Origin of the sequence: Streptomyces sp. NPDC001902 (assembly GCF_042891295.1) — a bacterium.
GTDB lineage: Bacteria > Actinomycetota > Actinomycetes > Streptomycetales > Streptomycetaceae > Actinacidiphila.
The window spans coordinates 136,337-160,597 of the sequence record NZ_JBIATA010000021.1 but is presented as its reverse complement, the minus strand read 5'-3'; the positions used below and the strand labels follow the sequence as shown (position 1 = coordinate 160,597).

General features: G+C 71.7%; 23 protein-coding genes. 10 read left to right on the top strand and 13 right to left on the bottom strand.

Translation table 11 applies throughout. The features are described from left to right. Nucleotides 1-17: 17 nt before the first annotated feature. Complete coding sequence (locus ACFYYN_RS29815) at nucleotides 18-326, bottom strand: DUF8827 family protein (protein WP_319140882.1); 309 nt, start codon at nucleotides 324-326, stop codon at nucleotides 18-20. 391 nt (nucleotides 327-717) lie between these two features. On the opposite strand from ACFYYN_RS29815, the gene ACFYYN_RS29810 reads away from it, so the two are divergent. Both ACFYYN_RS29810 and ACFYYN_RS29805 read left to right on the top strand, forming a co-directional pair. Continuing rightward, nucleotides 718-1,656 carry a C40 family peptidase gene (locus ACFYYN_RS29810; protein WP_500330705.1) on the top strand — a complete coding sequence of 313 codons (939 nt, stop codon included), beginning with the start codon at nucleotides 718-720 and terminating at the stop codon, nucleotides 1,654-1,656. Nucleotides 1,657-1,855: 199 nt separating this feature from the next. Beyond that, on the top strand, nucleotides 1,856-2,551 hold the full coding sequence (locus ACFYYN_RS29805; protein ID WP_500548200.1) for a phosphatase PAP2 family protein: 696 nt from the start codon (nucleotides 1,856-1,858) through the stop codon (nucleotides 2,549-2,551). Between the two features lie 27 nt (nucleotides 2,552-2,578). Here the strand turns inward: ACFYYN_RS29805 and ACFYYN_RS29800 are convergent, their stop codons facing one another. Both ACFYYN_RS29800 and ACFYYN_RS29795 read right to left on the bottom strand, forming a co-directional pair. Next, on the bottom strand, nucleotides 2,579-4,138 hold the full coding sequence (locus tag ACFYYN_RS29800; protein ID WP_500548199.1) for an FAD-binding oxidoreductase: 1,560 nt from the start codon (nucleotides 4,136-4,138) through the stop codon (nucleotides 2,579-2,581). A 103-nt stretch (nucleotides 4,139-4,241) separates the two neighbouring features. Further along, the gene (locus ACFYYN_RS29795) at nucleotides 4,242-4,397 is read right to left on the bottom strand and encodes a hypothetical protein (RefSeq protein WP_500330710.1); all 156 of its coding nucleotides are present in this window, start codon (nucleotides 4,395-4,397) and stop codon (nucleotides 4,242-4,244) included. An 87-nt stretch (nucleotides 4,398-4,484) separates the two neighbouring features. Here ACFYYN_RS29795 and ACFYYN_RS29790 point away from each other — a divergent pair, with 87 nt between their 5' ends. Both ACFYYN_RS29790 and ACFYYN_RS29785 read left to right on the top strand, forming a co-directional pair. Further along, nucleotides 4,485-5,339 (top strand): SCO4651 family lipoprotein, encoded by an 855-nt coding sequence (locus ACFYYN_RS29790; RefSeq protein WP_500548198.1) that lies wholly within the window; start codon nucleotides 4,485-4,487, stop codon nucleotides 5,337-5,339. 71 nt (nucleotides 5,340-5,410) lie between these two features. Beyond that, entirely contained in the window at nucleotides 5,411-5,617 is a 207-nt protein-coding gene (locus ACFYYN_RS29785; RefSeq protein WP_499513101.1) for a hypothetical protein, read from the top strand. Here ACFYYN_RS29785 and ACFYYN_RS29780 read toward each other — a convergent pair. Then, nucleotides 5,614-5,988, bottom strand: coding sequence for a metal-sensitive transcriptional regulator (locus ACFYYN_RS29780; protein WP_500330714.1), 375 nt, complete (start codon nucleotides 5,986-5,988; stop codon nucleotides 5,614-5,616). The genes ACFYYN_RS29785 and ACFYYN_RS29780 overlap by 4 nt on opposite strands. Nucleotides 5,989-6,182: 194 nt before the next feature. Between ACFYYN_RS29780 and ACFYYN_RS29775 the strand changes: the two genes are divergently transcribed. Together ACFYYN_RS29775 and ACFYYN_RS29770 are read left to right on the top strand one after the other, a co-directional pair. Beyond that, nucleotides 6,183-6,803 (top strand): DUF47 domain-containing protein, encoded by a 621-nt coding sequence (locus ACFYYN_RS29775; protein WP_026251102.1) that lies wholly within the window; start codon nucleotides 6,183-6,185, stop codon nucleotides 6,801-6,803. 5 nt (nucleotides 6,804-6,808) lie between these two features. Beyond that, nucleotides 6,809-7,807, top strand: coding sequence for an inorganic phosphate transporter (locus tag ACFYYN_RS29770; RefSeq protein WP_499513103.1), 999 nt, complete (start codon nucleotides 6,809-6,811; stop codon nucleotides 7,805-7,807). A gap of 142 nt (nucleotides 7,808-7,949) precedes the next feature. Here the strand turns inward: ACFYYN_RS29770 and pstB are convergent, their stop codons facing one another. From pstB to ACFYYN_RS29725, 9 genes are all read right to left on the bottom strand, one after another. Then, nucleotides 7,950-8,726: a phosphate ABC transporter ATP-binding protein PstB gene (gene pstB / locus ACFYYN_RS29765; RefSeq protein ID WP_500330717.1), complete on the bottom strand. Its 777-nt coding sequence runs from the start codon at nucleotides 8,724-8,726 to the stop codon at nucleotides 7,950-7,952. Between the two features lie 43 nt (nucleotides 8,727-8,769). Then, nucleotides 8,770-9,843 carry a phosphate ABC transporter permease PstA gene (gene pstA, locus ACFYYN_RS29760; protein WP_500330719.1) on the bottom strand — a complete coding sequence of 358 codons (1,074 nt, stop codon included), beginning with the start codon at nucleotides 9,841-9,843 and terminating at the stop codon, nucleotides 8,770-8,772. Beyond that, nucleotides 9,840-10,829, bottom strand: a complete 990-nt coding sequence (gene pstC, locus ACFYYN_RS29755; protein WP_500330720.1) for a phosphate ABC transporter permease subunit PstC — start codon at nucleotides 10,827-10,829, stop codon at nucleotides 9,840-9,842. Before pstC ends, pstA begins: the two co-directional genes overlap by 4 nt. A gap of 101 nt (nucleotides 10,830-10,930) precedes the next feature. After that, a complete protein-coding gene (gene pstS, locus ACFYYN_RS29750; RefSeq protein WP_500330721.1) occupies nucleotides 10,931-12,070 on the bottom strand; it encodes a phosphate ABC transporter substrate-binding protein PstS in 1,140 nt (379 codons plus the stop codon). Between the two features lie 213 nt (nucleotides 12,071-12,283). After that, nucleotides 12,284-12,739 carry an NUDIX hydrolase gene (locus tag ACFYYN_RS29745; protein WP_500548197.1) on the bottom strand — a complete coding sequence of 152 codons (456 nt, stop codon included), beginning with the start codon at nucleotides 12,737-12,739 and terminating at the stop codon, nucleotides 12,284-12,286. Nucleotides 12,740-12,779: 40 nt separating this feature from the next. Beyond that, nucleotides 12,780-14,054 (bottom strand): CHAD domain-containing protein, encoded by a 1,275-nt coding sequence (locus ACFYYN_RS29740; RefSeq protein WP_500548196.1) that lies wholly within the window; start codon nucleotides 14,052-14,054, stop codon nucleotides 12,780-12,782. Further along, nucleotides 14,017-16,335 carry an RNA degradosome polyphosphate kinase gene (locus ACFYYN_RS29735; RefSeq protein ID WP_500548195.1) on the bottom strand — a complete coding sequence of 773 codons (2,319 nt, stop codon included), beginning with the start codon at nucleotides 16,333-16,335 and terminating at the stop codon, nucleotides 14,017-14,019. The genes ACFYYN_RS29740 and ACFYYN_RS29735 overlap by 38 nt, the downstream gene beginning before the upstream one ends. A gap of 285 nt (nucleotides 16,336-16,620) precedes the next feature. Beyond that, on the bottom strand, nucleotides 16,621-17,565 hold the full coding sequence (gene mshD / locus ACFYYN_RS29730) for a mycothiol synthase (protein WP_500548194.1): 945 nt from the start codon (nucleotides 17,563-17,565) through the stop codon (nucleotides 16,621-16,623). Then, nucleotides 17,562-18,758 carry an MFS transporter gene (locus ACFYYN_RS29725; RefSeq protein WP_500548193.1) on the bottom strand — a complete coding sequence of 399 codons (1,197 nt, stop codon included), beginning with the start codon at nucleotides 18,756-18,758 and terminating at the stop codon, nucleotides 17,562-17,564. Before ACFYYN_RS29725 ends, mshD begins: the two co-directional genes overlap by 4 nt. Before the next feature lie 216 nt (nucleotides 18,759-18,974). Here ACFYYN_RS29725 and ACFYYN_RS29720 point away from each other — a divergent pair, with 216 nt between their 5' ends. The 4 genes from ACFYYN_RS29720 to ACFYYN_RS29705 all read left to right on the top strand — a co-directional run bounded on the left by ACFYYN_RS29720 (nucleotide 18,975) and on the right by ACFYYN_RS29705 (nucleotide 24,233). Continuing rightward, nucleotides 18,975-20,774: a bifunctional metallophosphatase/5'-nucleotidase gene (locus ACFYYN_RS29720; protein WP_500548192.1), complete on the top strand. Its 1,800-nt coding sequence runs from the start codon at nucleotides 18,975-18,977 to the stop codon at nucleotides 20,772-20,774. A 143-nt stretch (nucleotides 20,775-20,917) separates the two neighbouring features. Beyond that, on the top strand, nucleotides 20,918-21,214 hold the full coding sequence (locus ACFYYN_RS29715) for a hypothetical protein (RefSeq protein WP_500548191.1): 297 nt from the start codon (nucleotides 20,918-20,920) through the stop codon (nucleotides 21,212-21,214). Further along, nucleotides 21,214-22,398: a glutathionylspermidine synthase family protein gene (locus ACFYYN_RS29710; protein ID WP_500359395.1), complete on the top strand. Its 1,185-nt coding sequence runs from the start codon at nucleotides 21,214-21,216 to the stop codon at nucleotides 22,396-22,398. Before ACFYYN_RS29715 ends, ACFYYN_RS29710 begins: the two co-directional genes overlap by 1 nt. 179 nt (nucleotides 22,399-22,577) lie before the next feature. Next, a complete protein-coding gene (locus ACFYYN_RS29705) occupies nucleotides 22,578-24,233 on the top strand; it encodes an RICIN domain-containing protein (protein WP_500548190.1) in 1,656 nt (551 codons plus the stop codon). Nucleotides 24,234-24,261 lie beyond the last annotated feature (28 nt).

Genomic DNA, 24,261 nt, shown 5'->3' with positions numbered 1-24,261 from the left:
AGTCCGACGCGTGGTCGCTAGACCGCCATCCCGTAGACGATGGTGAAGAGCGTGCCGAGGGAGCCGATGATGAACACGCCGGTCAGGCCGGCGATGATCAGTCCCTTGCCCTGCTCCGCACTGAAGGTGTCGCGGAGCGCCGTGGCTCCGATGCGCTGTTTCGCCGCGCCCCAGATCGCGATGGCCAGGCAGAGCAGGATCGCCACTGCCATGACCACCTCGATCATGACGCGTGCTTCGTTCCCCAGGGAACCGAAAGGCCCCCAGTCCGGGGCGATACCACCGATGATGGTGTTGATGTCGCCCTTGTCGGCCGCCAGGAACATGAGAACTCACCACCACGCTAGATCAGTTGGCGTCCTCGACGGGGCGCAAGGAGCCAAGGTCTATCTTGGCGGAGGATGCCGCCGTCGTATGTCGACTCGGCGACTTTCTCAGCCGATTCCCCGGTGTGATCCGGGCCGCAACCGCCAGACTGGACACACTGGCGTGCGATCCGGTGTTCGATGGGACTTTGTTGACTACTCTGTGTATCACGGTGGTGAGCGGAGGGCAACGATTGGCGGCGCTGCGGGTGGGGATGCTCCCCAGGGCCTGGCGCACCGTCACCTTCCGCGCCGGGCAGGGTGATGTGACGAAGGGGTGGGGCGGGTGACGGCGGCTTCACGGACCGCGCGGAAGGCCTGGCTGGTGTCGGGGGTCGTGGGTGGCCTCTTCATGTCGTTCGTCATGCTGCTCGTGGTCGGTACGTACCTGGTGGCGGCGAAGCTGACGGGCGGGGGCGGGGCGGTGACGCTCGCCACGGGGGCGGTGCCGGCGGCGTACCAGGGCCTGGTGCAGAAGTGGGGGAACCTCTGCGGGGCCATCAACCCGGCGCTGCTGGCGGCACAGCTCTACCAGGAGAGCGGCTGGAACCCGAAGGCGCAGAGCGCGGCGCAGGCGCAGGGGATAGCGCAGTTCATCCCCGGGACGTGGGCGACGCACGGCGTGGACGGGGACGGTGACGGGGACCGCGACGTGTGGGACCCGGCGGACGCCATCCCCTCGGCAGCCTCGTACGACTGCGAGCTGGCGGGTTACGTCAAGGACGTGCCGGGGGACCCGACGGAGAACATGCTCGCCGCGTACAACGCGGGTGCGTACCGCGTCATCCAGGCCGGCGGGGTGCCGCGGATCCGGGAGACGCAGAACTACGTCCGGATCATCACGACCCTGCAGAAGAGCTTCGCGGCGCCCGTGGGCCCGGTGGGGCCGTCGCGGCAGTCGGCGGGCGCGATCTACTACGCCCAGCAGAAGCTGGGGACGAAGTACCTGTGGGGCGGCAACGGCACGCCGGAACAGGGCGGCAGGTTCGACTGCTCGGGCCTGACGAAGGCGGCGTACCACTCGGTGGGGATCGAGCTGCCGCGCGTGGCCAACGACCAGTGGAACGCCGGACCGCACCCGAAGCGGGACGAGCTGCTCCCGGGCGACCTGGTCTTCTTCGCGTACGACCTGACCGACCCACGGTCCATCCACCACGTGGGGATCTACGTCGGCGGCGGCTACATGATCAACGCTCCCTACACGGGCGCGGTGATCCGCTTCGACAAGATCGACACCCCGGACTACATCGGGGCGACGCGCGTGACGGCGGCGGGCGCGGCGGCGGTGTGACCGTCGCGCGCCCGCCGCGGCGTCGCCGTGGGTGAACAACCGGCCCCGGCATGCGGGAACGTGTCTCCCTTCGATAACACCTTGGTGATCATCCGGTGGAGACCGGAACGCGACGTACCGTGCCGTCCGTTGGACGGGGGAGAATCAACTCCCACACGGACGTGCACGGGGGTGCGGCGGAAGAGAGTGAGGGACACCGGTGGCAGAGCTCTCACTGGACGGCTCGAACCCCGACGTCAGTCTGCTCCGCGACATCAACGGGCTCGCGAAGGACGCCCCGCGCTGGTTCGACCGTGTGATGGAGGCCGTCGGCGAGTACGGCCTGATCCTGCTCATGGTGCTGATCGCCGGCTGGTGCTGGTGGCGCGTGGCGCGCCGCAGCGGCACCGAGGCGCCTACGGCCGTGGCGGGTGTGATCTGGGCCGGGCTGGCGGCGTCGATCGCGCTGGCGCTCAACATCCCGCTGCGGAACTTCGTGGACCGGCCCCGGCCCTTCGTGGACCACGAGGGCATCGACGTCCTGGTGAAGGGGAAGACCGACTTCTCCTTCGTCAGCGACCACGCCACCTTGACGATGGCCGTCGCGATGGGGCTGTTCATGGTCAGCCGCAAGTGGGGCCTGGCGGCCATCGCCGTCGCGCTGGCCGAGGGCTTCTGCCGCGTCTACATGGGCGTGCACTACCCCACCGACGTCCTGGGCGGCTTCGCCCTCGGCACGGCCGTCGCGCTGCTGCTGGCCCCGGCGGCGCTGGCCCTGCTGACACCGCTGACGAAGGCCGTGGCGGGGTCCCGCATCGGCGTGCTCGTGCAGGCCTCGCCCGGCCGGTCGCCGGAGGCCCGCCGGGGCGAGCCCTACCCGGAGCCGTCGGCGGTCGACAAGGACCTGGCCGCCTGACGGCCGCCGCCGGCGGACGGGGCCTCGTTACAGGGCCTGCTGGAAGCTGAACAGCCGCGAGGGGTCGTAGCGGGTCTTCAGGCGGGTCAGCTTGTCGGCGGCCGAGCCGTAGTAGGCGGTGCGCCAGTCGGTCAGCGTGGCGTCGGTGTAGTTCTGGTAGGCGGCGCCGGAGGCGTGGCGGCGCATGGCCGTGTGGAGCCCGGTCAGCCAGCCCGTGGTGCCGGGGCTCTCTATGTACTGCGCCAGGAAGCGCGAGCGCCGGTGCACGAAGGCGGTGGCCGTGGGCGAGACACGGTTGACGGCGCCGCCCAGCGCGGTGAGGGAGACGCTGCCGGAGCCGGAGCGGAGCCCCTCCACCTGGGACAGGAGGGTCTGGATGCCGGCGGCGGAGAGCGAGCGGTCGTAGAAGTCCGAGCGGGCCGCGTAGGTCTCCCGGCCGAGCCGGCCGGCGGGGCTGCGACCCGGGGTGGTACCGGGCAGGTGGCACTGGGCGGTGCTCAGGTTCGAGCAGCCCGCGTACGCGAGGGCGGCGTCGAGGTAGGAGCGCGGGTGCAGGGAGACGCTGGTCGCGGGGGCGCCGATGGTGTCGGCGAGCCGGTCGACGGCGTTCGCGAGCCCGTCGCGCGAGGTGATGCCCACGGTGGCGATGCTGATCTGCGGGGATCCGGTGCCCGACTTGTCCAGGTGCAGGGCGGACCAGATCTCGTCGGGCTGGGTGGGCCCCCACTCCTGCCAGGCGCGCAGGACGGCGGCGGCCTTGCTCCAGGGCCAGGTCAGGTAGCCGGTGACGACCTGCGGGGAGGCCTGCGTGTCGAACGTCAGCCGGGTGACCACGCCGAACTGGCCGCCGCCCGCGCCGCGCAGCGCCCAGAACAGCTCCGGGTTCTCGCTGGCGCTGCAGCGCAGCACCCGGCCGCCCGCCGTGACGATCTCGGCGCCGGTGAGGCTGTCGCAGGTCAGCCCGTACGCGCGGCTGAGCACCCCGTGGCCGCCGCCCAGGGTGAGGCCGGATATGCCGACCGTCGGGCACGAGCCGGCCGGCAGGGTGCGGCCGCTCGCGCCGAGCTTGGTGTAGACGTCGATGAGCTTCGCCCCGCCCCCGATGGTCGCGGTGCCGCCGGACAGGCTCACCGAGGCCATGGACGAGACGTCGAGGACGAGCCGGCCCTTGCCGCCGGAGTAGCCGGCGTAGGAGTGCCCGCCGTTGCGGACCGAGACGGGGACGCCGGTGCGGCTGGCGAAGTCCAGGCACGCGCGGATGTCCTCGGTGCCGGAGACGTACGCCACGGCGGCGGGGCGCTGCCCGTCGAAGCGGGTGTTGTACAGCAGGCGTGCGGTGGCGTAGTCCGCGTCGTCGGGCAGGACGAGGCTGCCGTCCAGGGTGCGGCCGAGGGCCTTCCAGTCGGGGCGGGCGGTCGGCGAGGCGCTGGGTGACGCGGAGCCGCCAGCCGTCGTGGTGGTGCCGGGGGTGCCGGGCGCGGCGCTGCCCGCGTGCGCGGGGCGGCCGCTCTCGGGGGTGCAGGCCGTGGCCAGCCAGCCCGCCGCGGCGACGCCGGCGCCGCCGCGGATCAAAGTTCGTCGGTTCAAAGTGGGGCCTCCCGCTGCGCTTCCCCCGTGTGGTCGTCCGTGAGGACGGTGGGGAACAGGTGACCGGTTGCGGGTGGGGGATGTGACGTCCGCCGGACCGTCGTCAGCCCTGCTCGTGGTCGGTGGCGTCGCGCCGGGCGCGGTCGCGCGCCCGGCGGGCCGGGCCCCGCCAGCCGCAGACGCAGGTCGCGCGGGAGAAGGCGCCCTTCTCGGTGGTGGTCGCCCGGTGGGCGGGCGGGGGCGGATCGCTGGGAGGCACGGAACAAAGCTACCGGCCGTGACGCGGTGCCCTGACCCTCGTTATGCCCGACGACGTCCGAGGCGCGGGTGCAGGGGGTTGGCGGAGATGGGGCAGCTCGGTCGGGCGACTGTGGCAGCCGTGGGTCTCGGGTTGTGCGCGCTGGCGGTGGCGGGGTGCTCGGCCGCCGGTGAGGCCGTCGAGGTGGACAGCGTCCCGGTCGACGCGGGGGAGACGCTGCGGCAGGCGGTGGACTCCCTGGCCGCCGCGGGCAGCTCGAAGATCGTCACGTCGATGGAGATGGCCAGCGGCGGCACGAAGATCGCCATCAGGGGCACCGGCTCCTTCGACTACGCCGAGCGCCGCGGCCGCCTCCAGGTGGTCCTGCCGCCGGACGCGGCCGGGGACGCCGAGCACGAGCCGGTCACGGAGCTGCTGACGCCCGGCGCCCTCTACATGAAGAACCGGGGCGAGGGCGTGCCCGCCGACAAGTGGGTGCGGGTCGACACGACCAGGCTGCCGGACGGCAACCTCGTCACGGGGGGCGCGACCGACCCCTTGGTGGCCGTGGAGCTGCTGCGGGGGGCGCGGGAGGTGCGGCAGACCGGGACGGAGACCCTGGACGGGGTGCGGGTGCGCCACTACCAAGGGGTCACGGACATCGCGGACGCCGCACGCATCGCCTCCCCGCTGGTGCGGGCGGAGCTCGCGGCCGCGGCGGAGGGCTTCACCGTGACCCGGGTCCCGTTCGACGCCTGGCTCGACGAGGACGGCCGGCTGCGCAAGGTGCGGCAGCGGTTCACCTTCAGCAACGGCGGGGGCGCGGGCGTACGGAGCGCGCCAGCGCAGGTCACGGTGATCTCGACGACCGGGATGTACGGATTCGGGGTGCCGGTGCGGGTCACGCTGCCCCGGGAGACCGACATCTACACGGGGAAGATCGTTTCTGCGACCGGCCCCTGAGGGCTTGCCGAAATGGCCCGTCCGTGTCATGCACGGACCGTGCACCAGTCCCTACGCTGGGCGGGGAGGAGGTGGTGCACGTGGCGGTGTGGCTCCTGGACCAGGACGATCAGGTCCACGTGGCCCTCGCGGAGATCGAGCTGTGCTGCGAGCTGATGATCGCGGCGTCGGCGACGACCGAGGAACGGCTGAGTTCCGAGCGCATCGACGAGGTGCTGAACGTGAGCCCCCGCGTGCCCGCGCAGGGGACCCGGTGGTCGGCAGGGGCCGGTCGCTAGCTCCGGAGCAGCCGGGCTATGGCGGCGGTGGCCTCGGCCACCTTGTCGTCGGCCTCCGGTCCGCCCTTCGCCGCGGCGTCCGCGACGCAGTGCCGCAGGTGCTCCTCCAGCAACTGGAGGGCGAAGGACTGCAGAGCCTTCGTACCGGCCGACACCTGGGTGAGGATGTCGATGCAGTACACGTCCTGCTCGACCATCCGCTGCAGACCGCGGATCTGCCCCTCGACGCGGCGCAGCCGCTTGAGGTGCTGGTCCTTCTGTTTGGCGTAGCCGTGCTGGTGCGCCTCGTGCCCGTGCTCCGGAGCGTCCCCGGCGTCGTCCGCCGGCGACTGCGCCTGTTCCTCGGCGCCACCGGTCTCGATGACCGTCATGATGTCCCTCCTGCCCCCTATACCCCGGCAGGGTATATCGTACCGAATTCGCCCCAATGTGCGAGGGTGCGTGCAGAACCCCAGCTAGGGCGCACCCGCGGTGATGAGCGACACTGTAGGACGCCGGTTAGCTGTTGCCGGATGATGCGCCTAGCATCAATGCGACCGAAACCGATGTATTCCGAGGACTTCACGTGCGCTTTCGTCTGACCCCCAGGGAGACGAGCTTCTACGACATGTTCGCCGCATCCGCGGACAACATCGTCACAGGGTCGAAGCTCCTCATGGAACTGCTCGGGGCCGATTCGGCCACCCGCTCGGAGATCGCGGAACGGATGCGTGCCGCGGAGCACGCGGGGGACGACGCCACGCACGCGATCTTCCACCAGCTGAACTCCTCCTTCATCACGCCCTTCGACCGGGAGGACATCTACTCCCTGGCGTCGTCCCTCGACGACATCATGGACTTCATGGAGGAGGCCGTCGACCTGGTGGTGCTGTACCAGGTCGAGGAACTGCCCCGAGGGGTCGAGCAGCAGATCGAGGTGCTGGCCAGGGCGGCCGAACTGACCGCCGAGGCGATGCCGCACCTGCGGACCATGGACAACCTCACCGAGTACTGGATCGAGGTCAACCGGCTGGAGAACCAGGCGGACCAGATCCACCGCAAGCTGCTGGCGCACCTCTTCAACGGCAAGTACGACGCCATCGAGGTGCTCAAGCTCAAGCAGATCGTGGACGTCCTGGAGGAGGCGGCGGACGCCTTCGAGCACGTGGCCAACACCGTGGAGACCATCGCGGTCAAGGAGTCCTGACCCCGGTGGAGACCTTCTCTCTGGTCGTGACCATCGGCGTCGCGCTCTTCTTCACGTACACCAACGGCTTCCACGACTCCGCGAACGCCATCGCCACCTCCGTGTCCACCCGGGCGCTGACCCCGCGGGCCGCGCTGGCGATGGCCGCGGTGATGAACCTCGCCGGCGCCTTCCTCGGCACCGGGATCGCCCACACCGTCAGCGAGGGCCTGATCGAGACGCCGCACGGGCAGACCGGCATGGCGATCCTCTTCTCCGGGCTGGTCGGGGCGATCGTCTGGAACCTGATCACCTGGTACTACGGGCTGCCCTCCTCCAGCAGCCACGCGCTCTTCGGCGGTCTGGTGGGGGCGGCGCTGGCCGGCGGCACGGGGGTCATCTGGTCCGGGGTGGTGGACAAGGTCATCCTGCCGATGTTCCTGTCGCCGGTCGTCGGGCTGGTCGTCGGCTACCTGGTGATGCTGGCCATCCTGTGGATCTTCCGCAAGGCCAACCCCCACAAGGCCAAGCGCGGCTTCCGCATCGCGCAGACGGTCTCGGCCGCGGGCATGGCGCTCGGCCACGGCCTGCAGGACGCGCAGAAGACGATGGGCGTCGTGGTGCTCGCGCTGACCATCGCCGACGTCCAGGAGGAGGGCGACGGGATCCCGCTGTGGGTGAAGTTCGCCTGCGCGGCGATGCTCTCGCTCGGTACGTACGCCGGCGGCTGGCGCATCATGCGCACCCTCGGCCGCAAGATCATCGAGCTGGACCCGCCGCAGGGCTTCGCCGCCGAGACCACGGCGGCGTCGATCCTCTACACGACCGCCTACATCTTCAAGGCGCCGATCTCCACGACCCACATCATCACCTCGGCCATCATGGGCGTCGGTGCGACGAAGCGGGTCAACGCGGTCCGCTGGGGCGTCGCGAAGAACATCGTGACCGGCTGGTTCATCACCATGCCGGCCGCGGCGCTGGTGGCCGCGCTGGTCTACGCCGTGGTGCACGTGGCCTTCGGCTGAGCCGGGGACGACCCGCCCCCGGGTACGCGCCCCCGGGTACGACGCAAATGGGCCCGCCCCCCGTACGGGGGGCGGGCCCTTCGCCTTGCGGTGGCACCGCCATGCAGCACCGCAGGACGGCTGTGGCCGGCTGCGGGACGGATCAGCCGAAGCGGCCGGAGATGTAGTCCTCGGTCGCCTGGACGGACGGGTTGGAGAAGATGCGCTCGGTCTCGTCGATCTCGATCAGCTTGCCGGGCTGGCCCACCGCCGACAGGTTGAAGAAGGCGGTGCGGTCGGAGACGCGCGCGGCCTGCTGCATGTTGTGGGTCACGATGACGATGGTGAAACGCTCCTTGAGCTCACCGATCAGGTCCTCGATGGCGAGGGTGGAGATCGGGTCGAGCGCGGAGCAGGGCTCGTCCATGAGCAGGACCTGGGGCTCGACCGCGATGGCGCGGGCGATGCACAGACGCTGCTGCTGACCGCCGGACAGGCCCGAGCCGGGCTTGTTGAGGCGGTCCTTGACCTCGTTCCAGAGGTTGGCGCCGCGCAGCGACTTCTCGACGATCGTGTCGAGGTCGCTCTTCTTCTTGACGCCGTTCAGCTTCAGGCCGGCCGCGACGTTGTCGTAGACCGACATCGTCGGGAACGGGTTGGGGCGCTGGAAGACCATGCCGACCGTGCGGCGCACGGAGACCGGGTCCACGCCGGGGCCGTAGAGGTTCTCGTCGTCCAGGAGCACCTTGCCCTCGACGCGGCCGCCGGGGGTGACCTCGTGCATGCGGTTGAGGGTGCGCAGGAAGGTGGACTTGCCGCAGCCGGACGGGCCGATGAAGGCCGTCACCGTGCGCGGCTCGATGTTCATCGAGATGTCGTCGATCGCCTTGAAGCCGCCGTAGTAGGCGGAGAGTCCGCTGACGTCGATTCGCTTGGCCATGGTGGTGTTGCTCGCAATCCTTGGGTCGCTGATGTTGGCCGCGTCAGCGACCGGTCTTCGGGGCCTTCCAGCGCGCGATGCTGCGCGCCACAAGGTTGAGGATCATGACGAAGGCGATCAGCACGAGTGCCGCCGCCCACGCCCGGTCGTAGCTCGGCTCGTTGCCGTTCTGGTACTGCTGGTAGATGTAGAACGGCAGTGAGGCCTGAGGGCCGTTGAACGGGTCGTTGTTGATCAGGTTGTTGCCGAAGACCAACAGCGCGATGGGGGCGCTCTCGCCGGCGATGCGGGCGACCGCGAGCATGACGCCCGTGGTGATGCCGCCGATCGCGGTCGGGATGACCACCTTCACAATGGTGCGCCACTTGGGGACACCGAGCGCCAGCGAGGCCTCGCGCAGCTCGTTCGGGACGAGCTTGAGCATCTCCTCGGTGGAGCGGACGACCACCGGCATCATCAGGATGGCCAGGGCCATGGCGCCGGCGAAGCCCGAGGGGCCGAAGCCCAGCAGCAGGTTCCAGGTCGACAGGATGAACAGACCGGCGACGATCGACGGGATGCCCGTCATGACGTCGACGAAGAAGGTCACCGCCGTGGCGAGCCGGCCCTTGCCGTACTCGACGAGGTAGACGGCGGTCATCATGCCGATCGGGGCCGCGATGGCGGTGGCGATGCCGACCTGCTCCAGGGTGCCGATGATGGCGTGGTAGACACCGCCGCCCTCGCCGATGGTCAGCACGCCGTTCATGGAGTGCGACAGGAAGGCGCCGTCGAGAATCTTGACACCCTTGCTGACCGTGGTCTGGATCAGCGAGTACAGGGGGAGCGCGGCGAGGACGAAGGACGCCCAGATGACGCTGGTGGCGACCCGGTCCTTGGCCTGGCGGCGGCCCTCGACCATCGCGGCGATCGCGTAGGTGCCGAGGACGAACAGCAGGACGGCGATCAGACCCCACTGGATCTTGCTGTCCAGGCTCGCTCCGAGGCCGATGCCGACGGCGAGCACGAGCGCGCCGGCGGCTATGCCCGCGGGAGCCCACTTGGGGAGCCGGCGCTGGGCCAGGGCCCGCTGCGGCACCGCGGGGGCGGAGCGCTTGTCTGCTACTGCGTGGCTCATGCGTTGGCCCCCGAGTATTCCTTGCGCTTGGCGATGATCGCGCGGGCGGCACCGTTGACGAGCAGGGTGATGACGAAGAGCACCAGACCGGAGGCGATCAGTGCGTCACGGCCGAACTCGTTGGCCTCGCCGAACTTGGCGACGATGTTCTGGGAGAAGGTCCCGCCGACCGGGTCCAGGACGTGCACCGACAGGATGGGCGCGGCGGACAGCACCGTGGCGACGGCCATCGTCTCGCCGAGCGCGCGGCCGAGGCCGAGCATCGAGGCGCTGATGATGCCGGACCGGGCGAAGGGGAGCACCGACATGCGGATGGTCTCCCAGCGGGTCGCGCCGAGGGCCAGGGCGGCCTCCTCGTGCATCCGCGGCACCTGGCGGAAGACCTCGCGGCTGACGTTGGTGATGATCGGGAGGATCATGATCGCCAGCAGGATGCCGACGGTGAAGATCGAGCGGGCCGCGCCCTGGGGGTCTTCCTTCTCGAAGACGACGGTCCAGCCGAGGTACTCGTCCAGCCACATGTTCAGGCCGACCAGGTGCGGGACCAGGAAGAGCGCGCCCCACAGGCCGTAGATGATGCTGGGCACGGCGGCGAGCAGGTCGACGATGTACGACAGCGGCGAGGCGATGCGGCGCGGCGCGTAGTGCGAGATGAACAGCGCGATGCCGACGGCGATCGGGACCGCGATGACCATCGCGATGACCGAGCTGACGATCGTGCCGTAGGCGAGCACGGCGATGCCGAAGACCGGCGGGTTCGCGCCGGCGTTCCACTCGAAGGTGGTCAGGAAGTTGCCCTGGTCCTTGGAGATCGCGTTGATCGCGCGGATCGTCAGGAAGATCGCGATCGACGCCATGATCACCAGCAGCAGGATGCCGGAACCACGGGACAGGCCTGAGAAGATCTTGTCGCCGGCGCGCGTGACGGTGGCCCCGGCATGCCTGGCGGACGGTGGCGGGGTGGGCTTCTGTGCGGTTATAGCCATCGGTTTTCTCTCCGGTCTGGGTGGGGGATCACTCCCCCGGCGGCGGTGCACCGGAAGTGCGACCGGCCCCGCGACGTGCGTCGCGGGGCCGGTCGACTGGGTTAGGACAGGGCGTCCACGGTGGAGCGGACCTTCGTGGCGATCTCGGCCGGGAGCGGCGCGTAGCCGGCCTCGGACAGGATCGACTGGCCCTCCTCGGACGCGGTGTAGCCCAGGAAGGACTTCACCAGCGGCAGGGTCTCGGCCTTGTTGCCCTTGTCGCAGGCGATCTCGTAGGTCACCAGGACGATCGGGTAGGCGTTGTCGGCCTTGGTGGTGTAGGCGGCGGACATGTCCAGGGACAGGTCGGCACCGGTGCCCACGACCTTCGCCTGCGCGATGCCGGCGGAGGCGTTGTCGGCGGTGGCCTCGACCGGGGCGGAGGCGCCGGTGTCGATCTTCACCGTCTTGATGCTGTTGGCGGTCGCGTAGGAGAGCTCGAAGTAACCGATCGAGCCGTTGACCTGCTTGACCTGGGCCGCGACACCGGCGGACTTGGCGGCGGACTGGCCGCCCTTGCCCGCCCACGCCTTGGCGTGCTCGTACGGCCACGCGTCCTTGGCGGCACCGTTGAAGTACTTGGTGAGGTTGTCCGTGGTGCCGGACTCGTCCTGGCGGTGGAAGGTCTGGATCTTGGAGCTGGGGAGCTTGGCGTCCGGGTTCAGCTTCTTGATGGCCGCGTCGTCCCAGGTGGTGATCTTCGAGTCGAAGATCTTGGCCAGGGTCGGGGCGTCCAGGACCAGGTTGTCCACGCCGGAGACGTTGTAACCGATGGCGATCGGGCCGCCGACCATCGGGATGCTGATGCCGGTGCCGTCGGTGCAGACCTTCTTGGACGCCTCGACCTCTTCGGGCTTCAGCGGCGAGTCGGAGCCGGCGAAGCCGTCCGTGCCGTTGTTGAAGTCGATGATGCCCTCACCGGAGGACGACGCCTTGTAGTTGATCTGGGCGTCGGTGCAGGCCTGCTGGTAGTTCTTGACCCAGGCGTCCATGGCGTTCTGCTGCGCCGAGGAGCCCGAAGCGAGGAGCTGGCCGCCCTTGTCCGCGCACTTGATGCTGCTGGACGACGTGGGTGCCTTGCTGCTGTCGCCGCCCGCGTTTGTGTTGTCGTCCGAACCGCACGCAGTGAGCATGAGGGCACCCGAGACCGCGACCGCGCCGACGGCCAGGGCGCGGAGCCCGCTCTTACGCTGAAGCTTCACCTTTGGTGATTCCTTCCTGAAGCCCGCCGGTGGACGGCGAAGCAGAGGTATGGATTTCTGCATCCACCCGGCGGCTGCTCGCTCACCGGTAAGGCCGAAATTAGGCAGATCAGGTGAAGTGGTCGACGGCCGAGGGTGAACGCAAGGTGAACCTCGCATATCAGTGCGGTGCTGTAGCCCACACCGAGTGGCGTACGTCTCAGCGTGCCATCGTCACATGCGCGTTCCGCGCAGGAACGCGTCGAGCACGGCATGGTCCCGCTCATGGGTGAGCCGGTTGCGCGCGGCGGCCGGCGGAAGCCAGAGCATGCGGTCGACCTCGTGGTTCGGGGCGAAGGAACCCTCGCGCGCCTCGGCGGCCCAGTAACGCACGATCTTCGTGCGCCCCTCCACGAGATAGGTGGAGGACGGGAGCACCCGCCCGGGCACGCAGTCGAGCCCGGTCTCCTCCTTGACCTCGCGGAGCGCGCCGTCCAGCGCCGTCTCCCCGCGCTTCAACTTCCCCTTGGGAAGCGACCAGTCGTCGTACTTGGGGCGGTGGATCAGTGCGATCTCCAGGCCGTCGTCGAACGGGGAGCGGCGCCACAGCACCGCTCCGGCGGCGAGGATCGGGGTGTCGGCGGTTCCGGTGGAGGCGATGGCGGTGCTCCTTTCCGGGCTGCGGGTCACGGGCCGCTCCCACGGGCGGGCCGGACGGTCGGCGCGACCGTCAGCGCGACCACAGGTGGGCGAAGGCGTACCGGGCCGCCTCCACCTCCAGGCGCTGGTCGGCGTGGAGCACGCCCAGCGCGTAGGCGGTGGCGGGGGCGATCCGCGGGGTGCGGGCGGCGGCGGTCACGGCGGTCGCGGCCTCCGAGGCCTCGCGGTGCTGCTCCAGCACGCGCGCCGCGGCGGCCAGCCGGGCGGCGGAGTCCCCGTCGTCGCAGGCCAGCACCTCCTGGGCGTAGCGGCGCAGCCGCAACAGGACGCGGACCCGGTTCCACGCGGCGTCCTGGCGTTCTGCGGGCAGTTCGCCGGCGAGCGCGGCGTGGAGCGTCTCGCCGTTGTACGGGTGCCGTGCGCGCGTCAGCGGCAGTGCGGCCGCGGCCTCGGTGAGCCGGGCGTGGGCCTGCTCCGCCAGCAGCGGCAGCACGGTGGCGGCGGGTTTGCGCGCCGTGGGGGACAGCGGCACCTCGGAGGCGAGCACCGCCACCGCGTCCACCACCGCGTGGAACCGCGAGGAGCCCATGGCCTGCAGGGCGGCGGAGTGCGCCCGGGTCCGGGCGAGGGTGAGCTGACGTTCCAGCAGGGCACCGGCCCGGGCGGCGCCCACGGCGAGCGGGCCGCCCGCGGCGCCGCCGCGTTCGGCGGCCTGCGGCGGAGCCGGGGAGCGACGGGTCCCGGCGGCGTGGGCCACCGCGGTCAGCGGTTCCGGGACCTCGGCGGGCGCCTGGGGCGCGGCCGTCGTGCCGCGTGGGGTCTCCGCGACGCCGCCCAGGCGCTCGCGGGGCGGTTCGGACGCTGCGGCCGCCGGGTCCGGCACCGTGGGTACCGGCAGCCACAGGCCGAGGTCGTCGTCGGCGGCAGCGGCGGGGATGCCCCCCGTGTCCTCCGCGGAGGCCAGCCGCTGCAGTGCGCCGATCAGCCGGCTGAGCCGGGCGGCGTAGCGGTGCTCGCGGCCGAGGGTGTCGGTGAGCCAGCCGAGCTCGGCCCGCAGGGGGTCGGCCCAGCCCGGGTCGGTGAGCGACCCGAAGGTGTGCAGGGTGCCGGCGATGCGGCGGGCCGAGCGGCGCATCTGGCGGCCGCTCTCGGCGGTGTCGTCCTGAGGTCGGCCGGGTTCGCCCTCACGTGGTGCCAGTGCGCGCAGAAAGGCCGTGGCCTCCTCCCGCAGGTACTGTCCGAGGACCGCACCGGCCTCACGGTCGGGGAGCCCGCCGGCGGTCAGGCCGGCGGGCGTCGCTGCCGTGTCAGGGTGTCGCTGGGCCACGCCGGCGCCTCCGCGCATCGATGAGCATCTCCTGGATGTGGGGCAGCGGACGCCCTTCGGCGTCGGTGCTGTGCCGGGTCCAGTCCCCGTCCGGGCCGAGCCACCAGGACGAGGTGGAGTCCGAGGTTCCGGTCTCCAGGAATCGGTTCAGGGAGGCGCGGTGCGCCGGGTCGGCGACCCGGACCAGCGCCTCGATCCGGCGGTCGAGGTTGCGGTGCATCATGTCGGCGCTGCCGAGCCACACCTCGGGGTCGCCTCCGTTGCCGAAGACGAAGACCCGGGAGTGCTCCAGGAAGCGGCCGAGCACGCTGCGCACCCGGATGTTCTCCGACAGGCCCGGCACCCCCGGGCGCAGCGCGCAGATGCCGCGCACCCAGACGTCGACGGGCACGCCGGCCATCGAGGCCCGGTAGAGGGCGTCGACGATCGCCTCGTCGACCATCGAGTTGGCCTTGATCCGGATGTACGCGGGCCGGCCCTCGCGATGGTGGGCGATCTCCGCGAGGATCCGCGAGACCAGCCCGTCGCGCAGGCTGCGCGGGGCCACCAGCAGGCGGTTGTAGGTCTCGCGGCGCGAGTAGCCGGAGAGCCGGTTGAACAGGTGGGACAGGTCGGCGCCGACCTGCGCGTCGGCGGTCAGCAGCCCGAGGTCCTCGTAGAGCCGGGCGGTCTTCGGGTGGTAGTTGCCGGTGCCGACGTGGCTGTAGCGGCGCAGCGTGTCGCCCTCCTGGCGGACCACGAGCGACAGCTTGCAGTGCGTCTTCAGCCCGACCAGGCCGTAGACGACGTGGCAGCCGGCCTCCTCCAGCTTGCGGGCCCACTTGATGTTGGCCTGCTCGTCGAAGCGCGCCTTGATCTCGACCAGCACCAGCACCTGCTTGCCGGCCTCGGCGGCGTCGATCAGGGCGTCCACGATCGGGGAGTCGCCGGAGGTGCGGTACAGCGTCTGCTTGATGGCCAGGACGTCCGGGTCCTGCGCGGCCTGCTCCAGGAAGCGCTGCACGGAGGTGGAGAAGGAGTTGTACGGGTGGTGCAGCAGCACGTCGCGCTCGCGCAGCGCCGCGAAGACGTCGGTGGCGTGCGCGGACTCGACCTCGGCCAGGTCCGGGTGGGTGCCGCCGACGAACTTCGGGTACTTCAGCTCCGGACGGTCCTGCCCGGCGATCGCGAACAGCCCGGTCAGGTCGAGCGGTCCGGGCAGCGGGTAGACCTCGGCGTCCTCTATGTTCAGCTCCTGGACCAGGGTGTCCAGGGCCTGCGGGGAGATCGACTCCTCGACCTCCAGGCGGACCGGGGGACCGAAGCGGCGCCGCAGCAGCTCCTTCTCCAGGGCCTGGAGCAGGTTCTCCGCGTCGTCCTCCTCCACCTCCAGGTCCTCGTTCCGGGTCACCCGGAACATGTGGCTGTCCAGCACCTCCATGCCGGGGAACAGCTCCTCCAGGTGCGCGGCGATGACGTCCTCCAGCGGGACGAAGCGCTGCGGGCCGGCCTCGAGGAACCGGGACAGGATCGGCGGGACCTTCACACGGGCGAAGTGGTCGTGACCGGAGACCGGGTTGCGCACGGTGACGGCCAGGTTCAGGGACAGGCCGGAGATGTACGGGAACGGGTGCGCCGGGTCGACGGCCAGCGGGGTCAGGACCGGGAAGATCTTGTTGCGGAAGAGCGTGAAGAGCCGGGCCTGCTCCTTCTCGGTGAGGTCGCTCCACCGGATGATGTGGATGTCCTCCTCGGCGAGCGCCGGGGCCACGTCGTTCTGGAAGCAGGCGGCGTGCCGGGCCATGAGCTCGCGGGCGCGGGTGAGGATGTTCTCCAGCACCTTGGTGGGCGACAGGCCCGAGGCCGAGCGCTGGGCGACGCCGGTGGTGATGCGGCGCTTCAGGCCGGCGACGCGGACCATGAAGAACTCGTCCAGGTTGCTGGCGAAGATCGCGAGGAAGTTGGCCCGTTCGAGCAGGGGGGTGCCCGGATCCTCGGCGAGTTCCAGCACGCGCTCGTTGAAGGCCAGCCAGCTTTGCTCGCGGTCAAGGAAACGGTTCATCGGGAGCTCTTCGTCCGTGCCCTCGTCCACCGCCGCGTCGGCCGCAAGGGCCTCGCCCGACTTCTCCGCGGGCCGCGGCACGGTCGCGAGGCCGTCCAGGCGCTTGAGTTCGGGGTGTAGGGGCGGGACGACGTGCGGGCGGCCGTAGGCCGGGGACTGCTCCGCCGGGGGCTGTTCCGCCGGGGTCTCGGACGCGGTGGGCGCACCGGAGCCGGACCGCTCGGTCCGGGCGTTCGTCGGGAAATTCATCGAGGCCATGGGTGCGAGCCCTCCTCCGGATCCGGCACGTCGTTCACGTGGACGGCGGCGCACGGAACCCGGCCACCGACCATGCCCCCATTGTCCCCGGCGCGCCGGGATACCGGCAGGTCGAGAGGGGGGAAGTGGGTCGCGGCGGGCGTCTGCATTCACAGATGCTCGCAAGCGAGTTTGAATCGCCGGTAACGGGCAGGTGGCGGTCAGGAAATCGCCGTACGTACCGGCCGTGTCCGGACGGTCACCCGGAAGGCTCCGCCGGGGCCCGGTCGCCCGCCCGCGGGAGCCTCAGGTCTCCGTCCGGTACATCAGGTCGACCTCGTGCGTGGTGAAGCCGAGACGTTCGTAGACGGCGAGGGCGGGGGCGTTGTCCGCGTCGACGTAGAGCATCGCGGTGGGCAGGCCGCGGTCGTGCGCGAGGTACCGCAGCCCGATGAGGGTGAGCGCCCGGCCCAGGCCGCCGCCCTGCTCCTCGGGGTGGATGCCCAGGACGTAGACCTCGCCGAGGCGCTCGCGCTCGTGCACCTTCGTCCAGTGGAAGCCGGCCAGCCGGTCGCCGCGGAAGGCGAGGAAGAAGCCGGCCGCGTCGAACCAGGGCTCGGCCTTGCGGTCGTCGAGGTCGCGCTGGGTGAGGCTGCCCTGCTCGGGGTGGTGCGCGAAGGCGGCGGCGTTGACCGCCAGCCAGGCGGCGTCGTCCTGCCCGGGGACGAAGGCGCGCACGGTGACGTCGGCGGGGAGCACGGGCCCGCCCAGCGGGGGCGCGCCGGCGCCCTCCTCCAGGGGGCGGCGCAACTGCCGCAGCTCGCGGAAGAGGGCGAGGCCGAGCAGTCCGGCCAGGTGGCGGGCGGCGGGGTGGCCGCCGTGCGCCCACACGCGCAGCCGTTTGCCGGAGGCGGCGAGCAGTGCGTGGCCGAGGGCGCGGCCGTGACCCTGTGCGCGGTACGCGGGGTGGATGACCATCTCGGCGGCGGGGGCCTCGACCGGGTCGGTGTCCTCCAGTTGGGCGTACCCGACGAGCACGCCGTCGCTCTCGACCACCAGGTGGCGCACGCCCTCACGGGCACCGCCGCGCAGGTTCAGCCGGCCCTGCTCGGAGACCGCGGCCTGGCCGTCGACCGCCGCGGCCGCCTCGATCAGGGCCAGGACCGCCTCGGCGCGGCCGGGGCTCAGCGCGTCGAGGGTCTCGATCCTGCGGGGGCCCACGGCGGTCTGCTGCGCTGCTGCGTCGGTCATGGGACCGAGCTTACGGCCGTGGGGGTGCGGGAGGTGTCCATCGGCACCAGTGCCGCCGCACCGCAGGCCACGGCCGCCGCGGCGGCGAGGGCGGGCCAGTAGCCGGTGGCCGAGATGAGGACGGCGCTCAGCGGCGGGACGACGGCGGCGGTCAGGTTCTGCCCGGTGTTGTGGACGCCGAGGGCACGGCCGGACCAGGACGGGCCGGCGCGTTCGGCCGTGGCGGTGAAGGACAGGCCGTTGGTGCTGGCGGTGATCCCTATGGACAGGACGAGGGCGGCGGCGGTCACCGCGGAGGGGAAGGCCGCGGTCACCGCCGCCGCGGCGACCACCACGGCGGTGCCGACGGCGAGTTGCCGCATCGGCCGCAGCCGGCTGCCGACCCGGTCCGACCAGCGCCCGGCGGCGATCCGGAAGCAGGCCCCCAGCACCTGTGCGACGGCGATCAGCCGGCCGGCGCCGACCGGCGACCAGCCCCGGGTGTCCACCAGCAGCACCAGGGCGAAGGCCCCCGCTGTGAACTGCGGTACGACCAGCAGCGCGCCCGCGCCGTGGATCCGCCACAAGGTCGCCGAGCCCCGGTAGGGGTTGGCGGCCGGTGCCGCGCCGGGACCGGTCCGCGGGCGTACCGGGTCGGCGGCGAACAGTGCGACCAGGCAGGCGACGACCCCGCACACGGCGGCCAGGAAGCCGAAGGCGCCGTGCACCCCGTACGCGGCGGCGAGCGGCGGCATGGTCAGTGCGGCCACGCCCATGCCCAGCGGGGTGGCGGTCTGCCGGATGCCCATGGCCAGCCCGCGTTCCCCGGCGGAGAACCAGCCCATGACGAGGCGTCCGCTCGCGGAGTACACCGAGGCCCCCGCCGCTCCCGCCAGGGCGAGCAGCGCGCCCAGTGCCGTCGTGCCGCCTCCGGCGCGCACCGCGCCGGCCGCGACGGCGAGCAGCGCGGCGGCGCCGCCCAGCCCGATGGCGATGACGACGCGTTCGCCGTACCGGTCGGCGGCGGCGCCCCACACGACGAGGGCCGCGACCAGCCCGGCGGTGGGGCAGGCGATGAGCAGCCCGATCTGCGGCAGCGTCAGGTGCGCGGTGTTCCGCAACGTGGCGGCCAGATAGGGGACTCCGTAGACGAAGGCGCAGGCGGCGGTCTGTGCGGCGGTGCCCAGGGCGAGCATCAGCCAGCGACGGGGCATGGGTGCACCTCCTCGGTCGGTGGTGGATCCAACTATGTCGCTTGTTTGAATGGCGAGACAGATCGTTCCGGTGAGTGAGACGTGAGTCCGGTTGCCCGTCATGTACCGATCAGTCGAAACCTGCCCGTAACCGCAAAGCCACTGACAACTACGCGCGTTGACAATAGGCTGCGGCCGTCCTCCGCCTCCATCCATCGTTCACGTCCAAGGGGACCCATGTCAGTGACCCACCCGCGTCGCCGTGCCGCACGCCGCGTCGCCGCCGCGACCGCCGGCCTCGCGGCGGTCGGTGTGCTCGCGATAGCGAGCCCGGCCGCCCAGGCCCACGAGACCCACCACGGGGGTCACGGCCACGGCAGCCGTACCGTCGACCTCCAGCTCCTCGCCGTCAACGACTTCCACGGCAACCTGGAGCCCCCGGCCGGTTCCTCCGGCCGCGTCACCGAGCTCCAGGCGGACGGCACCACCAAGACCGTCGACGCCGGCGGCGTCGAGTACCTGGCCTCCAGCCTGCGCACCGCCCGCAAGGGGCAGGAGCGTTCGCTCACCGTCGCCGCCGGCGACATCGTGGGCGCCAGCCCGCTGCTGTCGGGCCTGTTCCACGACGAGCCCACCGTCGAGGCCATGAACAAGCTGGGCCTGGACGTCACCGGCGTCGGCAACCACGAGTTCGACGAGGGCAAGGACGAGCTGCTCCGTCTGCAGAACGGCGGCTGCCACCCGGTCGAGGGCTGCTACGAGAAGGGCCGCACGTTCAAGGGCGCGGACTACCCGATCCTCTCGGCGAACGTCGTCAACGAGAAGACCGGCCGCCCGCTGCTCAAGCCCTACACCATCGAGAACGTCAAGGGCGTCCGCGTCGGCTTCATCGGCGTCACGCTCGAGGGCACCCCGAACATCGTCACCGCCGAGGGCGTCAAGGGCCTGAAGTTCCTCGACGAGGTCGAGACGATCAACAAGTACACCAAGGAGCTCAAGCGCAAGGGCGTCAACGCCGTCGTCGCGCTCGTGCACGAGGGCGGCTTCCCCGCCTCCTCCGCGTACAACTACAACTGCGACGCCGGCGGTGCGGGCACCGGTCTGTCCGGCCCGATCGTCGACATCGCCAAGAACACCTCGGCGGACGTCGACGCGCTGGTCACCGGCCACACCCACAACGCGTACGTCTGCACCATCCCCGACCCCAAGGGCAACGACCGTCTGGTCACCAGCGCGGCGTCCTTCGGCCGGCTCTTCACCGAGCTCGACATGAAGTACGACCTGCGCACGCACGACATCGTGCGCGCCTCGGTCGAGGGCTCCAACCACGTCGTGGACCGCACCCAGACCAAGGCCGCGGACATGACCTCGCTGATCAGCCGCTGGCAGACGCTGGCCGCCCCGGTCGCGGGCCGCACCGTCGGCTACATCTCGCAGGACATCACCCGGGCGGGCAACGAGTCCGCCCTCGGCGACCTCATCGCCGACGCGCAGCTCGCGTACGCCAGGACCCTCGACCCGTCGGCCACGATCGCGCTGATGAACCCCGGCGGGATCCGCACCGACCTGGTGCACAAGGCCTCCGGCAGCGAGGGCGACGGCGTCGTCACCTACGCCGAGGGCTTCGCGGTCCAGCCGTTCAGCAACACGGTCAACCTGCGGACGCTGACCGGCGCCCAGCTGGTCACCGTGCTCCAGCAGCAGGTCAGCGGCAGCAACGAGGCCGCCCCGAAGATCCTGCAGATCTCCAGCGGCCTGACCTACACGCTGGACCTCACCAAGACCGGTGCCGCCCGTGTCGTGACCGACTCGATCCGGCTCGGTGGCGCCCCGATCGACCCGGCGGGCAGCTACCGCGTCGCGATGAACTCCTTCCTGTCCGGCGGCGGTGACGGCTTCGGCGAGCTGGCCAAGGGCACCAACGAGCTCGTCGGCGGCGACGACCTGGCCGCGCTCAACGCCTACCTGACCGCCAACTCCTCGGCCTCCGCGCCGCTGGCGGCCCCGGCGGCGAACCGCATCACGATCGTCCAGTAGTACGCGGCACGAGCGGGCAGGTCCCGCGACCGTGCTCCGCCCCGGGGGCGGCCGTCGACACCGACGGCCGCCCCCGTCCTTCGTGGCGGGCCGCCCGCGACCCCGCTCTCGTGGCGCCGGCCCCCGCTGCCTACGCTGTGGACATGACGACTACGGAGCGACGGCGGTTCAGGTCCGGCACGGTGATCCTCGGCGGCATGGGCGTGCTGGCCGCCGCGCTGGCCGCGTGCGGCTCCGACCCCGACAAGCGCTGCGTGGACCCGGACACGTACCGGACGCTCCCGGTCAAGGAGTGCGACGACGACGGCGGCCACGGCCGCTACTACTACGGGGGCAGCGTCCGCAGCGGGAAGGCCAAGGGCGGCAGCTTCGACAAGTCGTCGGTGAAGACCGGGGGCTTCGGCGGCCACGGCTCGGGCCACGGGTCCGGCGGCGGCTGATGCGCCGGTACGCCGTCGAGCCGCGCCCGGGCTGGCAGCGGATCGTGGAGGACCAGGGCGTCGTCTACCCGCTGACCCGTCACCCCGACGGCTCCCTGCGGCCGTACTGGGACGAGAGCGGGTACTACGCGTTCTCGCTCCCGGAGGTCGAGGCCCTGGAGGAGACCGTCGCGGAACTGCACGCGATGTGCCTCGCCGCCGCGGAGCACATCGTGGCCGAGGACCGGTTCGCCGAGCTCGGCGTCCACGACCCGCGCCTGGCCGGGCGGATCGCCGAGTCCTGGCGGCGGCGCACCGAACTCCCCTCCCTCTACGGCCGCTTCGACCTGCGCTACGACGGGACCGGCCCGGCGAAGCTGCTGGAGTACAACGCCGACACCCCCACCTCGCTGGTGGAGGCGGCCAGCGCGCAGTGGTTCTGGATGGAGGACCGTTTCCCCGGCGCCGACCAGTGGAACTCCCTCCACGAGCGCCTCGTCGACGCGTGGCGGCGACAGGCCCCGCTGCTGCCGCCCGGACCGGTGCACTTCGCCCACACCGAGGCCGACGAGCTCGGCGAGGACCTGATGACGGTGGCCTACCTGCGGGAGACCGCCGAACAGGCCGGACTCGACACCCACGCCCTGTCCGTCGAGGCGATCGGCTGGGACGAGCTGTCCGGACGCTTCGTCGACGACCGGATGCGCTTCATCCGCAGCTGCTTCAAGCTCTACCCCTGGGAATGGCTGGCAGGCGACCCGTTCGGCGGCCACGTCCTGGACACCCTCGACAACGGCGGCGGCACCGGCACCACCTGCTGGATCGAGCCCGCCTGGAAGATGCTGCTGTCCAACAAGGCGCTGCTGGCCGTCCTGTGGGAGCTCTACCCGGGCCACCCCAACCTCCTCGCCGCCCACCTCGACGGTCCCCGTGACCTCGCCCGGACCACCGGCTGGGTCGCCAAGCCGCTGCTCGGCCGCGAGGGCGCGGGCGTCACCGTGCACCGCGCGGGAGAAGCCGCCGTACCGCGCGCCGACGAACCCTGCTGCTACCAGGAACTGGCCCCGCTGCCCGTGTTCGACGGCAACCACGTGGTGCTCGGCGCATGGGTCGTGGCGGACGAGCCGGCCGGGCTCGGCATACGCGAGTCGGCCGGCCTGGTCACCGACACGTACGCGCGCTTCCTGCCGCACGTCATCCGCTGAGGGGGCCCGCGACTCGGCGGCACAGGGTGACCCGTCGGCCGCAGCGCGTGGGCCGAAGGCGCTTACTCCTTGCCGCACAGGGGAGTTACCAGCGGAAACACTTTCCTCGGCAGTAACTTGTGGCCCACCATGGGCAACCCTGTCCCTCCAGACCCATCGACGTGTCCGGGTGGTCCGCCGTGTCCCAAACGCACCTAGAGCCCGTCTACGACGAGTTGTCCGACGCCGCTCTCACCGAGCGGGTACGGGCCGGCGCACCGACCGCCTACCCGGCGACCGAGGAACTGCGCCGCCGTCACCTCCCGGCCGTCCTCTGCTACGCACGGCTGTGCGCCCGCGGACAGTCCGCCGCCGACCAACTCGCCGCGCAGGCCTTCGCGCTGGCCTGGCAGGAGGTGCACCGGGGGGTCGACCCGCGCGGTCCCTGGCGGCACCGGCTGCTGATGCTCGTCCACCAGGCCGCCGCCGTGTGGGCGGGCGGCAGCCGCCGCGAACGGCTCGGTGACGAGTACGCCGCCTTCATCGACGACATCCGCGGCGCCGAGCAGCGCGTCCCCGGGCTCCCGGGCCTGCCCGTCAACCCTCGGCTCCACCTGGCCGAGCGCTCCGTGCTGTGCGGCGCCTTCGCCGTGCTGCCGCAGCACACCCAGGGCGTGCTGTGGCACGCGGTCGTCGAGCGGGAGGCCGACGCCGACGTCGCCCGCTGGACCGGCGACAGGGCCCCGGAGCTGCCCGACCTGACCGCCAGGGCCCGGGACGCGCTGCGCGAGGCCTACCTGCGGACGTACCTGGAGCGCAGCGAGGACCCCCGGTGCAAGGGCTTCGGCCGCCTGCTCGACGCCGCCGCCCGCCGTGACGACGCCCGGCAGAACGAGGACGTGGAGCGGCACCTCGCGCACTGCCAGGGCTGTGCCGGTGCGCTTCAGACGCTGATCGTCCTCGAACGCGACCCCCGGCCGCTGCTCGCCACGGCCCTGCTCGGATGGGCGGGCCCCGCCTACCTGGCGGCCCGGTCCGCCCCCGCGCTGCCCGCCACCGCACCCGCCCCGCCGGCTCCGCCCCCGACGTCCCGCCGGCGCAGGCGTCCCGGACCGCTGGAGCGGCTGCTGAACCTGCGCGCCCGCCACCCCTCGCCCCTGGTCTCCCTGGTGCTGGTCGCCGCCGCCAGCCTGGCGGTCACCGGCCTGGTGTACGCGACGGGAGACGACCCCGCACCGACCGGCAGCGACAGGGCACTGCCCCAGCCGCCCACGGGCTCGGTCACGGTCACCGCGACCGCCACCGCCACCGCGACGCAGACCCTCACCCCGAGCCCCGCGGGGACCCCGAGCGCCTCGGCGACCCGGTCGCCCACGCGGCCCGGCGCCGGGGCCACCCAACACGTCCCGGCGACGCGCACGCCGAGCGCCGGCCCGCCGCGGAGAGTGCCGGGCAGCAGCTACGCCCAGATCGTCAACGACGCGTCCGGCCTCTGCCTGGACGTACGGGACGAGGAGTTCGACAAGGGCGACGACGTCATCGTCGCGGGCTGCGACTCCGGCTCCGCCTCCCAGCAGTGGCGGGTGGACTCCCGCGGCCTGCTGGTCAATGGCGCGGACTCCTCGTTCTGCCTGGACTCACGCGGTGACACCGACCGCGGCCTCGGCATCTGGGCTTGCTCGTCGGCCGAGGGCAGGAACGCGCGGAACCTGCAGTTCCTGGTGGACTCCCTGGGCCGGATCCGCCCGCAGATCGACCTCGGCACCGCGATGCAGCCGGACGGCTCGACCCCCGGCTCCACCCTCTCCTTCGCTTCCGCCGGCAGCGGCGACGCGCAGCGCTGGCACGCCGGGTAGCCGGCCCGGACGGGCGGGCCACCCGGCG

What these genes read in the sequence shown, in the direction of transcription:
- ACFYYN_RS29815 (WP_319140882.1), bottom strand. Translation starts at nt 326, where the DNA reads ATGTTCCTGGCGGCCGACAAGGGCGACATCAACACCATCATCGGTGGT.
- ACFYYN_RS29810 (WP_500330705.1), top strand. Translation starts at nt 718, where the DNA reads ATGTCGTTCGTCATGCTGCTCGTGGTCGGTACGTACCTGGTGGCGGCG.
- ACFYYN_RS29790 (WP_500548198.1), top strand. Translation starts at nt 4,485, where the DNA reads ATGGGGCAGCTCGGTCGGGCGACTGTGGCAGCCGTGGGTCTCGGGTTG.
- ACFYYN_RS29780 (WP_500330714.1), bottom strand. Translation starts at nt 5,988, where the DNA reads ATGACGGTCATCGAGACCGGTGGCGCCGAGGAACAGGCGCAGTCGCCG.
- pstB (WP_500330717.1), bottom strand. Translation starts at nt 8,726, where the DNA reads ATGGCCAAGCGAATCGACGTCAGCGGACTCTCCGCCTACTACGGCGGC.
- pstA (WP_500330719.1), bottom strand. Translation starts at nt 9,843, where the DNA reads ATGAGCCACGCAGTAGCAGACAAGCGCTCCGCCCCCGCGGTGCCGCAG.
- pstC (WP_500330720.1), bottom strand. Translation starts at nt 10,829, where the DNA reads ATGGCTATAACCGCACAGAAGCCCACCCCGCCACCGTCCGCCAGGCAT.
- ACFYYN_RS29740 (WP_500548196.1), bottom strand. Translation starts at nt 14,054, where the DNA reads ATGCGCGGAGGCGCCGGCGTGGCCCAGCGACACCCTGACACGGCAGCG.
- ACFYYN_RS29735 (WP_500548195.1), bottom strand. Translation starts at nt 16,335, where the DNA reads ATGGCCTCGATGAATTTCCCGACGAACGCCCGGACCGAGCGGTCCGGC.
- mshD (WP_500548194.1), bottom strand. Translation starts at nt 17,565, where the DNA reads ATGACCGACGCAGCAGCGCAGCAGACCGCCGTGGGCCCCCGCAGGATC.
- ACFYYN_RS29725 (WP_500548193.1), bottom strand. Translation starts at nt 18,758, where the DNA reads ATGCCCCGTCGCTGGCTGATGCTCGCCCTGGGCACCGCCGCACAGACC.
- ACFYYN_RS29720 (WP_500548192.1), top strand. Translation starts at nt 18,975, where the DNA reads ATGTCAGTGACCCACCCGCGTCGCCGTGCCGCACGCCGCGTCGCCGCC.
- ACFYYN_RS29715 (WP_500548191.1), top strand. Translation starts at nt 20,918, where the DNA reads ATGACGACTACGGAGCGACGGCGGTTCAGGTCCGGCACGGTGATCCTC.
- ACFYYN_RS29710 (WP_500359395.1), top strand. Translation starts at nt 21,214, where the DNA reads ATGCGCCGGTACGCCGTCGAGCCGCGCCCGGGCTGGCAGCGGATCGTG.